The 13,225-nt window shown below is 54.0% G+C and carries 9 protein-coding genes; all 9 read left to right on the top strand.

Features of this window, described 5'->3' with window-relative positions; genetic code table 11:
• On the top strand, positions 1-2,009 hold a 2,009-nt coding region (locus tag ACI1P2_RS19935), incomplete at its 5' end, for a dynamin family protein (protein WP_355321878.1).
• A 319-nt stretch (positions 2,010-2,328) separates the two neighbouring features.
• A complete protein-coding gene (locus ACI1P2_RS19930; RefSeq protein ID WP_355321876.1) occupies positions 2,329-4,098 on the top strand; it encodes an ABC transporter ATP-binding protein in 1,770 nt (589 codons plus the stop codon).
• A gap of 74 nt (positions 4,099-4,172) precedes the next feature.
• Entirely contained in the window at positions 4,173-5,954 is a 1,782-nt protein-coding gene (locus ACI1P2_RS19925; RefSeq protein ID WP_355321892.1) for an ABC transporter ATP-binding protein, read from the top strand.
• 120 nt (positions 5,955-6,074) lie between these two features.
• Complete coding sequence (purT, locus tag ACI1P2_RS19920; protein WP_355321874.1) at positions 6,075-7,268, top strand: formate-dependent phosphoribosylglycinamide formyltransferase; 1,194 nt, start codon at positions 6,075-6,077, stop codon at positions 7,266-7,268.
• Positions 7,258-7,716, top strand: coding sequence for a GNAT family N-acetyltransferase (locus ACI1P2_RS19915; protein ID WP_355321872.1), 459 nt, complete (start codon positions 7,258-7,260; stop codon positions 7,714-7,716). Before purT ends, ACI1P2_RS19915 begins: the two co-directional genes overlap by 11 nt.
• 451 nt (positions 7,717-8,167) lie before the next feature.
• The gene (locus tag ACI1P2_RS19910; RefSeq protein ID WP_355321870.1) at positions 8,168-9,820 is read left to right on the top strand and encodes a response regulator transcription factor; all 1,653 of its coding nucleotides are present in this window, start codon (positions 8,168-8,170) and stop codon (positions 9,818-9,820) included.
• A 9-nt stretch (positions 9,821-9,829) separates the two neighbouring features.
• Complete coding sequence (locus ACI1P2_RS19905) at positions 9,830-11,635, top strand: sensor histidine kinase (protein WP_355321868.1); 1,806 nt, start codon at positions 9,830-9,832, stop codon at positions 11,633-11,635.
• A complete protein-coding gene (locus tag ACI1P2_RS19900) occupies positions 11,632-12,603 on the top strand; it encodes a substrate-binding domain-containing protein (protein WP_355321866.1) in 972 nt (323 codons plus the stop codon). The genes ACI1P2_RS19905 and ACI1P2_RS19900 overlap by 4 nt, the downstream gene beginning before the upstream one ends.
• On the top strand, positions 12,561-13,067 hold the full coding sequence (locus ACI1P2_RS19895; protein WP_355321864.1) for a DUF2000 family protein: 507 nt from the start codon (positions 12,561-12,563) through the stop codon (positions 13,065-13,067). The genes ACI1P2_RS19900 and ACI1P2_RS19895 overlap by 43 nt, the downstream gene beginning before the upstream one ends.
• Positions 13,068-13,225: the final 158 nt, after the last annotated feature.

The raw sequence follows: 13,225 nt of genomic DNA, 5'->3' as shown, positions 1-13,225 counted from the left end.
ACGCCGCGGCGCCCGCAGGCGCGGCCGGGGCTGCGCCTGCTGCACGGCCCGCGCCGGCGGCCGTGCCTGTCCCGGCCGCACGCCGCCGGGACGCTGCTGCGCAGCCAGCCGCCGCCGGACGGCAGCGGCGGCTCGCGGATGCGGCGGCCCGGCTGGAAGCCGCCGCCGCGCTGGCAGCCCCTTACCCCGCCATGCAGGCGGCGGTGAGAGGGCTGCGGGACCGTGCGCGCAGTCTGGCGCACGGTCGGTTCACGCTCGCGCTGTTCGGCGCCTTCAGCGCGGGCAAGTCCTCCTTCGCCAACGCCCTGCTTGGCGAAGCGGTGCTGCCCGTCTCGCCGCATCCGACGACGGCGGCGATCAACCGCATCATGGCGCCGGAAGGCGAGCGGCACCACCGGACGGCCGCAGTCCACATGAAGTCTCCCGCTGCGCTGCGCGAGGATCTGGAGTATTCGTTCAGACTGCTCGGCATCGACATGCCGGATGGTGAGCAGTGGCTGCGCACGGCGGAGCGGCTTAAGCCCGAGGGAATCCATCCGGCCGGACGGCCGCACTACAGCTTTATCAAGGCTGCAGCGGCCGGCTGGAAGGACGCGGAAGCACAGCTCGGCCAGGTGCTGACCGTTGGCATGGAGGAATACAAGGGCTTTGTGGCCGCCGAGTCGAAGTCCTGCTTTGTAGACCGGATTGACCTGTATTACGATTGTGCCCTCACCCGTCAGGGCATCGTGCTGGTGGATACGCCGGGCGCGGATTCCGTCAATGCCCGTCATACGGGCGTGACTTTCAATTATATGAAACATGCGGATGCACTCGTATTTGTCACCTATTACAATCATGCCTTCACCCAGGGGGACCGCCAGTTTTTGGCCCAACTCGGAAGGGTGAAGGATGCGTTAGTGCTGGATCAGACCTTTTTTATTGTGAATGCGGCGGATCTTGCTTCCTCGGAGGAAGAGCTGCAGGCGGTCGTCCGGCACGTATCTGCGGAGCTGCAGTCGAACGGCATTCGCAAGCCGCGCATCTTCCCTGTGTCCAGTATGCTTGCGCTTGACGGCCGTGAGAAGGACGAAGCGGCGCTTTACAACGCCTCCAGGTTTTCCGAGTTTGAGCAGTCATTCCATGCTTTCGCAGGCGAAGAGCTGGCAGGCCTGTCCATTCGGGCGGCAGGCAGCGAGATTCAAAGGGTGCGTGCCCGTATCGAACAGTGGGCCAAAGAGGCGGCAGCCGGACAAGAGGAGCGTGAGCGCCGCCTGCATCAAGTGGAAGCTGCCCTCACCCGTTCCTTCGACATTACCGGCGCGCTTGCCTCCGAGGCTTCTGCTCCGGGTATGGCGGCGGAGGCTGATGAGCTGCTCTATCATGTCCGGCAGCGCATAACCTATCGCACGGGAGAATTCATGGCGGAAGCCTTCCATCCTTCCGTGCTGCGCGAAGGAGAGGGAGACCTGCGCTCCGTGTTTGCCGCCTGCGGCAGGGAGCTGCTGCGCCTGCTCGAAATTGAGCTGAGCCAGGAGCTGCTTGCCACCACGCTGAGGCTGGAGAAGGCGGGCAAAGCGATGGTGCTGAAGGAAAGCTCCCGCTGCTGTGAGGAGATCAACGCGCTGCTGGACGGTCTGGACAGCAAGCCGGCGGAACCGCAGGAGTGGAAGGTGCCCGAGCTTGTGGAGACCTCCCTGCAGGGGAAGATCGATTGGAAAAGCTACTGGAGCTTCTTCAAAAATCCGAAGCATTTCTTCGAGGGTGCCGGAAGGCGTTCGCTGCAGGATAAGCTTGAGCCGCTGCTCAGGCAGCTCGTAGCGGAGGAGGCGGCGCGAGTGGGCGGCAATCTTGCCGATTATTATGCGGAATGCGTCCGTCAGGAAAGACAGCATCATGCCGGGCAAATTCAGGAGCAGACGGCAGAGACGCTGGAAGGCATGAAGCAGTCCCTGGCCGGCAGTGAAGGTCCAGAACAGTGGACGGCACTGGCAGAGCGGCTGGCGGAGCTGGAGCAGGAAAACATGTAACGGATGGCAAGCTGATCTGTCCGGGATTTTCCGGCCCTGTTTGCAGCAGTCGCGCTCATTATACCGGTTTTCGCAAGGCAGTCTTTATCCTATGAGGAGAGGCTGCCTTTTTGTGCATGGCTTAACGCTGAAAAAAGGAAGGAAACGGGAGTTATTTTCCCTATTCCATTAAAATAATGCGTTTTCAAAACACCATTGGTTAAATGTGGGGCTTCCTGCCCGAATACCGCGGGTTATCCTCTTTGCCGCCCTGTCAAGCGGGTGATAAACTTCTTAAATGTCATTATAAATTTATGAGACCTAATGGAGGGAAAAACTCATGGATGTTCTCAGGCAGCTGCAGGGCTTCTTCAAGGAGAGAAGGCACTATTTGCTCTTTTCAATCCTATGCCTTGCCATAGCCACCGCGCTCGGGCTTGTGTACCCGACATTGCTTCGGCGGTTGATTGACGATGTAATTGTGCCCCACTATTTTGAAGACGTTCCCATGCTTGCCCTGACGGCTCTGGGAGTCGTGATCCTCAAATCCTTCATGCAATTTCTCCACGGATTTTTCGGCGGCAGGCTGGGAAACTATTTGGCCTACCGTCTTCGCAATGCCTGTTACGAGAAGCTTCAGTTCCTGTCTTTCCGCTATTATGATACCGCCAAAACCGGAGACCTCATGTCCCGCCTTACCGGGGACCTGGAAGCGATCCGCAACTTCATCGGCTTCGGGTTCGCCCAACTGCTCAACTTGCTGCTGATGCTCGTTTTCGGCGCAGTGGTCATGCTGACCATTAACTGGCAGCTAACGCTGATCACGCTCGTCAGCATGCCGCTCCTCACCTTTGTCGCTCTCAAATTTGAATCCAAAATCCACCCGACCTTTCAAGATATGCGTCAGGCCTTGAGCTCCTTGACGACGGCCGTACAGGAGAACATTACGGGCGTGCGTACGGTCAAGTCCTTTGCGCGCGAGGCCCATGAAGTGGATAAATTTACGATCCGCAACGAGTATTACAAGAGAAATCAGCTGAACGCGGCTGATCTGTGGAGCCGGTATTTTCCGGTCATGGAGCTGCTGGCCTCAGTCAGCGTTGTACTGCTCATGGGTGTTGGAGGTTACCTGGTCATCCGCCAATCCTTGACACTGGGCGAGCTGGTCGCTTTTTTCAGCCTGATCTGGTATATCATCGGTCCGATGTGGAGCATCGGGTTCCATATCAACAACTATACGCAATCCAAAGCCTCCGGGGAACGGGTGCTTGAGCTGCTCAACCAGCCAGTGGATGTCAAGGATGAAAATGGCGTGATTGAGCTTGATTCCGGCAAGGTCCAGGGTCATGTCACGTTCGAGCATGTTACGTTTGCTTACGGGAACAAGATGCCTGCCGTCGTGGATATCCATATCGATGCTCCTCCCGGCTCCGTGATCGGGCTGCTTGGGGGCACCGGGTCCGGAAAATCGACTATTATTCAGCTGCTAATGCGCGCCTACAATGTGAATGAAGGCAGCATCAAGCTGGACGGCACGGATATCCGCCATATCAAAATCAAGGATTTGCGCTCCCAGATCTCGTCCGTGTTCCAGGAAACCTTTCTGTTCTCTTCCTCGATCCGCAACAATATTTCCTACGGGATAAGCAATGTGAGCATGGAGGAGATCATTCGGGTATCCAAGCTGGCCAAGGCGCATGATTTCATCAGCGAGCTGCCGGAAGGCTACGATACCGTGGTGGGAGAACGGGGGCTGGGATTGTCCGGAGGGCAGAAGCAGCGCATCGCCATCGCCCGCGCCCTGCTGAAGAACCCGAAGATACTCGTGCTGGACGACGCGACCAGCGCTGTCGACATGGAAACCGAGCACGAGATTCAGGCCGGCTTTAAAGAGGTGATGAAAGGAAGAACGACATTTATCATCGCGCACCGCATCTCCTCGCTCCGGCATGCCGACGAAATTCTGGTGCTGGAGGAAGGCAGGGTCGTGCAGCGGGGAACCCATGATGAGCTGACGTCCACGCCGGGAGTGTATCAGGACGTCTATCACATTCAATATGCAGACCATATTGCGCAGACGGCCAGCGCAGCGGAGAAGGTGAATCCATGAATATGAATATGCAGAGAAGTGAAAATTCCGCTTTCAAGAGGCGTAAACGGCAGGAAGAACCACAGGCCAAGCCCATGAATGAACGCTTTGTTTATCAGGATGACGAAGTGATCGACAAGCCCTTCAACTGGGTGGAATTCAAGCGGCTCTTCGCTTATATGAAGCCTTACGCGAGGCAAATGCTCCCCTTGATTGCGCTGATGATGGTGCTGGGCACGATGACGAAGCTTGCCGTACCGTTCTTAACCAGCCAGGCCATTGACAAAGCGATCACGGTCCCCAATCTCAAGCTGCTGCTGACCTTGACGGGAATTGTCCTGGTGCTTTACATCATTCAGTGGGGCGCGAATGTGTACCGGATCAAATATACGAATATTATCGGGCAGCGTGTCATTTATGATCTCAGAGCCGATCTCTTCAAGCATATCCAGAAGCTGTCGTTCAACTTTTTTGACAAGCGGCCTGCGGGCTCCGTGCTTGTCCGTGTGACGAATGATATCAACTCGCTGCAGGACCTGTTTACGAACGGTGCGGTTAATGTGCTCATCGATTGTGTGCAGCTGTCAGGCATCATCGTCATTCTGCTGCTGATCAACTGGAAGCTTGCCCTGGCCGTCATGCTGACCGTGCCTTTGATGTTCATCATCTCCACCAAGCTGCGGGTACGGATACGCCGCGCCTGGCAGGATGTCAGAATGAAGAACTCCCGCATCAACTCCCATTTGAATGAATCCATTCAGGGCATTCGCGTAACCCAGGCGTATACGCAGGAGCATGAGAACATGGCCTTTTTCGACCGGATGAACTTTTCCAGCAAAAGATCCTGGGACAAGGCGTCCGCGATGAACCAGGGGTTCGGCCCCCTGATTGAAATCACCGGAGGTCTGGGGACGCTCGTGCTGTTCTGGTTTGGTTCATACCTGATCCAAACGGAACAGCTGACCATCGGTTATCTGGTGGCCTTTGCCACCTATGTCGGCAACTTCTGGGACCCCATTAACCGGCTCGGGCAAATGTACAACCAGCTGCTTGTGGCGATGGCGTCCTCGGAGCGTATTTTTGAGTTCATGGATGAGAAGCCCGCCATTTCCGACAAGCCGGGTGCGGTGCCACTGCCGCCCATCCGCGGGGATATCGAGCTGGAGAACGTCGTATTTGAATACGAGAAAGGGCGGCAGGCCTTGAAAGGCATCAGCTTATCCGTTCAGGCAGGAGAATCTATCGCGCTCGTCGGTCATACCGGCTCTGGCAAGAGCACCATCATTAACCTGCTGAGCCGTTTCTACGACATCACCTCAGGGCGGTTGACCATTGATGGTTATGACATTCGGGATGTTCAGGTGGAAAGCCTGCGCAGTCAGATCAGCATCGTGCTGCAGGATACGTTTATTTTCTCCGGCACCATCCGCGATAATATAAGATTCGGACGCCTTGACGCCACGGATGAAGAGATTGAGGCCGCCGCCAAGGCCGTGCACGCTCATGAGTTTATTATGCAGCTGCCGGGTGGTTATAGGACGGAGGTTGAGGAGAGGGGAACGGTGCTCTCGATGGGACAAAGACAGCTGCTGTCCTTCGCGCGCGCCCTGCTGGCAAACCCTCGCATCCTCATTCTGGATGAGGCCACGGCAAGCATCGACACCGAGACGGAGCTCAAAATCCAGGACGCTTTGAAGGTGCTGCTGAAAGGCAGGACTTCTTTCATGGTTGCGCACCGGCTGTCAACGATCCGGAATGCCGACAACATCATTGTATTGGACCATGGCGAGATCGTGGAGGCAGGAAACCATGACCAATTAATGAAAAAACAAGGGGTCTATCGGGGACTTGTCGAAGCGCAGTTCAGATTTTTGTAAAAAAAACATCGCAAAATCACGTTTTTTGTAAAGAAAATTGCGGAGCACTATTGCATTATTGTCCGTGAACCCTGAAAATAAAGAAGAACGAGCTATATCTTCTGAGGGGGAAGGAACAAAATGTGGGGTGCTCCTTTTTCCGCTGGAGCGAAAAAAATGCTGCTGCTTGGCAGCGGCGAACTCGGAAAAGAAGTCATTATTGAGGCTCAGCGATACGGTGTGGAATGCATTGCCGTGGACCGTTATGAGCATGCGCCTGCCATGCAGGTAGCCCATCGGTCCTATTGCATAGACATGCAGGATCCTGAAGCCTTAAAATCACTGATTCGCAAGGAGCAGCCTGATCTGATCGTCCCCGAAATTGAGGCGATCGCAACTCATGCGCTGGAAGAGCTGGAGCAGGAGGGCCTTAAGGTAGTGCCTACCGCCCGCGCTGCCCGTCTTACGATGGATCGTGAAGGGATTCGCCGGCTGGCAGCCGAACAGTTGGGACTGCCTACCGCCGCGTACCGCTTTGCTGATAACCTCGAACAGCTGCAGCATGCGGTAGCCGAGCTTGGTACGCCATGTGTGGTGAAGCCGCTGATGAGCTCTTCGGGCAAGGGACAATCCGTCTGCCGAACACCGGAAGAAGCGCCTGCCTGCTGGAACGCGGCTCTGGAAGGGGCACGCGGCCGTATGGCGCGTGTCATCGTCGAGGCCTTTGTTCCATTTGAAAGCGAGATTACGCTTCTTACCGTACGCTCGGTGAGCGGGACAACCTTCTGTCCGCCCATAGGACATGTGCAGAAGGACGGGGATTATGTCGAATCGTGGCAGCCCCATCAGATGACGGCCGGACAGCTGGAACAGGCACAGGATATTGCGCGCCGCATTACGGACGAGCTGGGAGGATACGGCATTTTTGGTGTCGAGCTGTTTCTGACAACGGATGGTGTCGTCTTCAGCGAAGTTTCACCCCGTCCTCATGATACCGGAATGGTTACCATGGCAACACAGGATTTATCCGAATTTGCCTTGCATGTGCGGGCTATTCTCGGGCTGCCTGTACACGACGTACAGCTGCTCGCCCCGGGTGCTTCTGCCACGCTTAAAGCGAATACCGCCGCTCAGGATTATGCGGTGGGCGGAATAGAGGAAGCGCTGAAGCTGCCTCGTACCCAAGTAAGATTGTTTGGCAAGCCGGAGACGAAAGTGGGCCGGCGGATGGCTGTAGCCTTGAGCACAGCCGATGAAGTGGAAACAGCCCGTAAAATTGCAAAAGAAGCTGCTAATAAGCTTAAAGTGGAGGTTAACGTAAACCATGTCAAATAACGTTTTGGCTCCGGAGCTGACGCTTCGGACCGGTGAGCTCAGTGACTGCGAATGCGTTACAGGTTTGATGCGGGAAATCAATTATCCGATGACCTGCGCCGTTATGCGCGAACGTATGGAATCCATTGAAGCTGATCCTAATGCCTGCATTATGATGGCGGAAGTTGACGGAAAGGTAGCCGGCGCAATCGGCGTTCAGATCGTACAGAGCCATGCCTATCCCGAGCCGGCCGCACAGATCACATTGTTAATTGTCTGCAATGAATACCGTCGCGAAGGAATCGGCAGAAGGCTCGTTGCACAGGCGGAAGAGTGGGGCAGAGAGCGCGGAGGCTTGCAAATGGTAGTCACAGGCGCAAATCGTGAACGAAATGCAGTCGCACTCGATTTTTACGAACACATCGGGTTTGAAAAACATGGTTATCGACTGATCAAAAAGCTGAAATAGCAGATATAAATAGGTATGAACCTGACCCGGCACGGAAGTGGCCGGTTCTTTTTTTCTGCTGAAATTTCTACTCTATTTACTTCCTGCACAGGATATAATACAATACCTAAGTGATTTTTGGGAAACGCTTTCACGAAACAGCGGTTCAAGGACATTCACTTTCAGTGCGAGTTCAAAAAGTCAGGTTTTCAGCACCGAAGCGTATGCTTCCGAAGTGCGTTTTTTCAAAACGCTTGAGTTGGATGAAGCCAGGGACTGAGGAGCGGAGCGTACGTGGGGTACGTGAGCACCTGAAATGTTTCCGCAGGAAACATGCTTCGGAAGCATCTGCTTAGGCCCGGCTGAATTCAAGATTCAATGTCGAGTCCGCTTCCTGATTTACTTCGTGATCAAAAGATGACTTTTTGAACAACCTCTTGATGCAAAGTTTGAGGATTTGAGGGATGATGCAATGTATAAACTTATTCTGGTAGATGATGAGCAGGACGTCCGTGAGGGGCTGCTGGAGCAAATTGATTGGCAGGGACACGGCTTTGAAGTCATAGCCACGGCCGAGAACGGCAGAGAGGCTTGCGAGCTTGTGGAGAGGCATCAGCCTGACGTCATCGTCACCGATATTCAGATGCCATTTATGGACGGTCTGCAACTGGCGGAATGGGTGAGGCTTCACGCGCCGACAGCCAAAATCATTATTTTGACAGGTTTCGACGAATTCGAATACGCCCAGCGGGCCATCAAGCTGCATATTGATGAATATGTGCTCAAGCCGTTCTCGGCCGGTGAGCTGGTGGATGTGCTGCTAAAGGTGAAAAGCCGCATCGAAAGCGAAATTGCGGAAAAAGAAAATCTGCTGGTGCTTCAGGATCATTACAAACGGAGCTTGCCGCTGCTGCGCGAGCTTTTTCTGATTTCGCTCGTTTCAAGACGTCTGCCGCAGGCTGAAATAACAGAGAAATCGCGGCTGTACGATCTGGACTTGTCCGGAGAAGGTTATATGGCGGCAGTGATTTCCATTGACCGGCTCCATGGGCAGCACTGGTCCGGGGCTGATGACAGCAATGACAGTATTTCACTGCGCAGCTCTGACAACCGGCAGCTGCAGCTGTTTGCGGTGCTGAATATCGCGGAGGAAATCGTAAGCAGGCGCGGCAGCGGCCTTGTGTTCATGCATCAGGATCAAATCGTGCTGCTGTCTGTCCGCCGTGGCGAAGAGAGCGAGCAATTTACCCGCCATGTCCTGAACGGACTGGATGAAATCCGGGTGAGTGTGGAGAAATATTTAAAGCTTACCGTGACGATCGGAGCCGGGACCGAGTCCAGGGAAGCGGAAAACACCTATATCTCCTATGAAAGCGCCTGTGGAGCATTGAACTACAGATTTGTGCTTGGCAACAACCGCATAATTTTGATTGATGATGTGGAGTCAGGCAGAGCCGAGCTGCTTCGTTTTGACGATCTGAAGGAGCAAGCACTCATCCGTACCTTGAAGGTGGGCACCGCGGCTGAGCTGGCAGAGCTGATGGACAGCCTGTTTACTGATCTGGAGCCTGCCGCAGTATCTGTGCAGGACTACCAGGTATACCTTTTGGAAATTTTGACGGTAATCCTCAAAGTGACACGTGAGGCCGGAATCGGGATCGAGTCCGTGTTCGGCGCGGCTTCCAATCCGGTGGCAGAGGTATACCGGCTGAACAATTTGCCCGAGGTGAAGCAGTGGTTTACATATGCCTGCACTACGCTGATCCGTCTGATCTCCAGCCACCGCGAAACGGGGTATAGCAAGCTTGTGGAGGAAGCGAAGGCGTTTATGCGAGAACATTTTCACGACAGCGACCTGTCCATCGCGAAAGTATGCAGCCACCTTCACATCAGTGCCGGTTACTTCAGCAGTATTTTCAAAAAAGAGATGAAGACGACCTTTGTCGGCTACTTGATGCAGCTGCGTATGGAGGAGGCCAAGGAACTGCTGCGCGCCACGGATCTGAAGGCGTTTGAAATTGCAGAGAAAACCGGGTTTTCGGACTCCAACTATTTCAGCTATTGCTTCCGGAAAACGTTCAACATGACACCTAAAGAATATCGCAACAGCTCCCGGGGAGGCTGAACCGACAGCATGAAAATAACACCTTTGGCAGGACTGCTTGACCGTCTCCGCACGATGATTGGGACATTGCCGTGGAGAAGCATCCGTTTTTTAATCGGTTTGTCCTTTACATTGCTGACCGTCTTTATCGTTTTGGTTGTCAGCGGTTTGCTGTACAACAAATTTTCGAACACGGCGGAGGAGAACGCCTTTCTTAATATTCAGCAGATTATCGGACAGGTCAGCTACAATCTGGAAATTTATGTGGAGGGTATGATGGGCCTCTATGAGGTGGCCGGCGAAAGGATCGCCGCGGCGGAGGATATCTCGGACAGCAAGCTGCATGAGCAGCTGTCGGCCGTGCTCGGAACGAGACAGGATGTTGTTTCTTTTGCGCTTTTCACCCCCGGGGGAGACATGGTGCTGGACATGCCGGACCGGAAGCTGCAACGGAACACGAATCTGATCTCGCAAAGCTGGTTCGAGAGCGCGCTGCGGGGGGAGCGGGGAGTGGCCTTCTCTCCTCCCCACATCCAGAATCTGTTTCCGGGGCAGTACAAATGGGTTGTCTCCATGAGCGGACAGGTTGCTTACCGCCAGGGAGGAGAAGTCAAGAAAGGCATTTTGCTGGTGGACGTTAATTTCAGGACGATCGACGAGCTTTCGAAAAGGGTCAGTCTGGGCAAGCGGGGCTACGTGTACATTATCGATTCACAGGGCAATATCGTATACCATCCGCAGCAGCAGCTGATTTACGCCGGTTTAAAATATGAGAATATCGAGCCCGTCCTGAGCTACTCCTACGGCAAATATATCGATCATTCCACAGGGGAAGAACGGCTCATTACCGTCAAGACGGTCAATCCGATCGGCTGGAAAATTGTCGGCGTCGCTTTTCCTGAGGAAATATTGACGACCAAACAGGAGCTGAACAGTTTTATTGTCTGGTTTCTGGCGGAGGTCCTCATTGTGGTGCTTATTTTATCCGTGCTCGTTTCGGCAAGCATATCCAAGCCGATACAGCGGCTGGAAAAAGCGGTGCGCAAAGTGGAAAAGGGAGATTTGTATACGCCTATTCAGGTGCGGGGAGCGGACGAAATCGAGCAACTGTCCGGCAGCTTCAACAGGATGCTGACCCGCATCCGCGAGCTGATGGAGCAAAGCATCCGTGAGCAGGAGGCGAAGCGCAAGAGCGAGCTTGACGTGCTGCAGGCACAGATCAATCCGCATTTTCTATACAACACCCTGAACACGGTGATCCGTCTGGCGGAGAGAGGGCAAAATGACGAAGTGGTCAAAGCGATCACCTCATTATCCAAGTTCTTTCGCATCAGTCTCAGCAAGGGCAAGCAGGTTATTTCGCTCGGGGATGAGCTGGAGCATGTGCGCCATTATCTGATCATTCAGAAGGTACGCTACAAGGAACGTTTTGATTATGTCATTGAAGCGGATGAAGGACTGCGGCACTTCCAGTGTCTGAAGCTCATTCTGCAGCCTATCGTTGAGAACGCTATCGTGCACGGTATAGAAGAGATGGCGGACAAGGGCTTGATCCGGATCAGCACACGGGCTGACGGCGGGGATATCCTGATCACCGTCTCCGACAACGGACTGGGTATGAGAGAGGAGACGCTGGAACGAATTCTGACCGGGGAACACAGATCCGAAAAAGGCTCCGGTGTAGGGGTTGCCAATGTGCATAAGCGGATCAAGCTCTATTACGGAGACGGGTATGGACTTCATTTTGAAAGCGAGCTGGAAGAAGGGACGACGGTCACGATCAGGATACCAGCCCTGCCGCTTGAGGATGGCGCATCGGGGAGGGGGGGAGCATGAGACGTATTAAATGGAATGCGCTGATTAGCCTTTGCCTGTTCACCGGGCTGCTGTCCGGCTGCGGGGAGCAGAACGCGGAGCCGACAGTTGGCAATGTGCCGCTGCAGATCGATATGATCGTTAAAAAGAAGGACAGCGAATATTGGAATACCGTCAAATTGGGGGCGGAGGTTGCCGCCAAGGAGTTTAATGTAACGCTGAATTTTCTCGGCCCTGACAGTGAGACGGATATAGAGGGGCAAATCAAATTAATGGAAGCCTCCATCAAGGCGGACCGCGACGCTATTATTCTCGCGGCAAGCGATTATATGGCTCTGGCCCAGGCAACGGATCAGGCTATCGGCATACCGGTTATCGGCATGGATTCCGAGGTAGCGTCTGCCCGTCCTGTCGCCTTTGTCGGAGCAAACAATTATGCATCCGGACAGCTGGCGGCCGAGCGGCTGACCACACTTACCGGACCGGAAGCGGATATCGGGATCGTCAATTTTGTAAAAGGAGCGCGTAATGCGGACCAAAGGATCGAGGGGCTGATGGATTATTTAGCGCGTTATCCCGGAATCTCAATTGTGGAGACGGCATATTGCGGCTCTGACCAGGAGCAGGCTTATCGGCAGGCTGCCGCAATGCTGAAGAGTCACCCGGAGATGGATGCCATCGTGGGCCTCAGCGGCGAGGCGGGACTGGGCGTCGGTCGGGCGGTCCGCGAGGCTGGCCTCGTATCGAAGGTCAAGATTGTAACGTTCGACAGCCCGCCTGCGGTGATGGAAATGCTGCAGGAGGGCACCGTGCAGGCTACGGTCATTCAAAATCCGTTCAGCAATGGCTATCTCGCAGTAAAGCAGGCGGTGGAATATATCCAGGGACTGGACGTGCCGGACCGGACGGACACGGGCACGAAGCTGATCGATTTAAACAATATGATGTGGCCGGAAAATCAGAAGCAGCTGTTCCCGTTTGTCAGATAACATTTTATGGAGTAACCTTAGTACAAATCATGCGCAAGGAGTCTGGTTTGGTTATGAAAAGAGTGACCATTATTTTAGACAAAAATCTTGAAATGGGAGCCGCTGCAAATGCAGCCGCGTTACTGATGGGACAAGCTGCACTGATGGACCCGACGATTTATGCCGAAGCTCCGGTCTTTGATAAGAGTGGCATAAGACACGCAGGTATTAAATACAGTACAGTCATTTTAAAAGCAGGCGAGAATCAGCTTCTTAATTTGCTCCAAACTCTGCCTGCCGATAATTCCGGGCTGAGTCATGCTGTATTTTCAAAAAACGGGCAGCTACTGAATAATGCTTTCGAACAGTATGCGGAGGAGATTTCGGCAAAGCAAACGGAAGAAACGAAAGTTGTAGGAGTTATTTTATGGGGCGAAGAAGAACTTGTTCGATCCACTACTAAGAAGTACAGCGTTTTGAAATAAGAACATGAAGTCAGTGTGATCCTCGATAGGAGGGCCTATCCCTGCTTTTTATACGTAAAAAGTCAAGAACAGGAGACAGTTTGCTCCTGTTCTTTTTTTGTGGTTTGAGTAAGGGATTTCCACTAAAAAAACATAAGGAAATTCGGGGGCAACAGCGA

Origin of the sequence: Paenibacillus jiangxiensis (assembly GCF_046098255.1) — a bacterium.
Lineage (GTDB): Bacteria > Bacillota > Bacilli > Paenibacillales > Paenibacillaceae > Paenibacillus > Paenibacillus jiagnxiensis.
The sequence above is the reverse complement of the archived record's forward strand: the minus strand, read 5'-3'. Positions and strand labels throughout refer to the sequence as shown.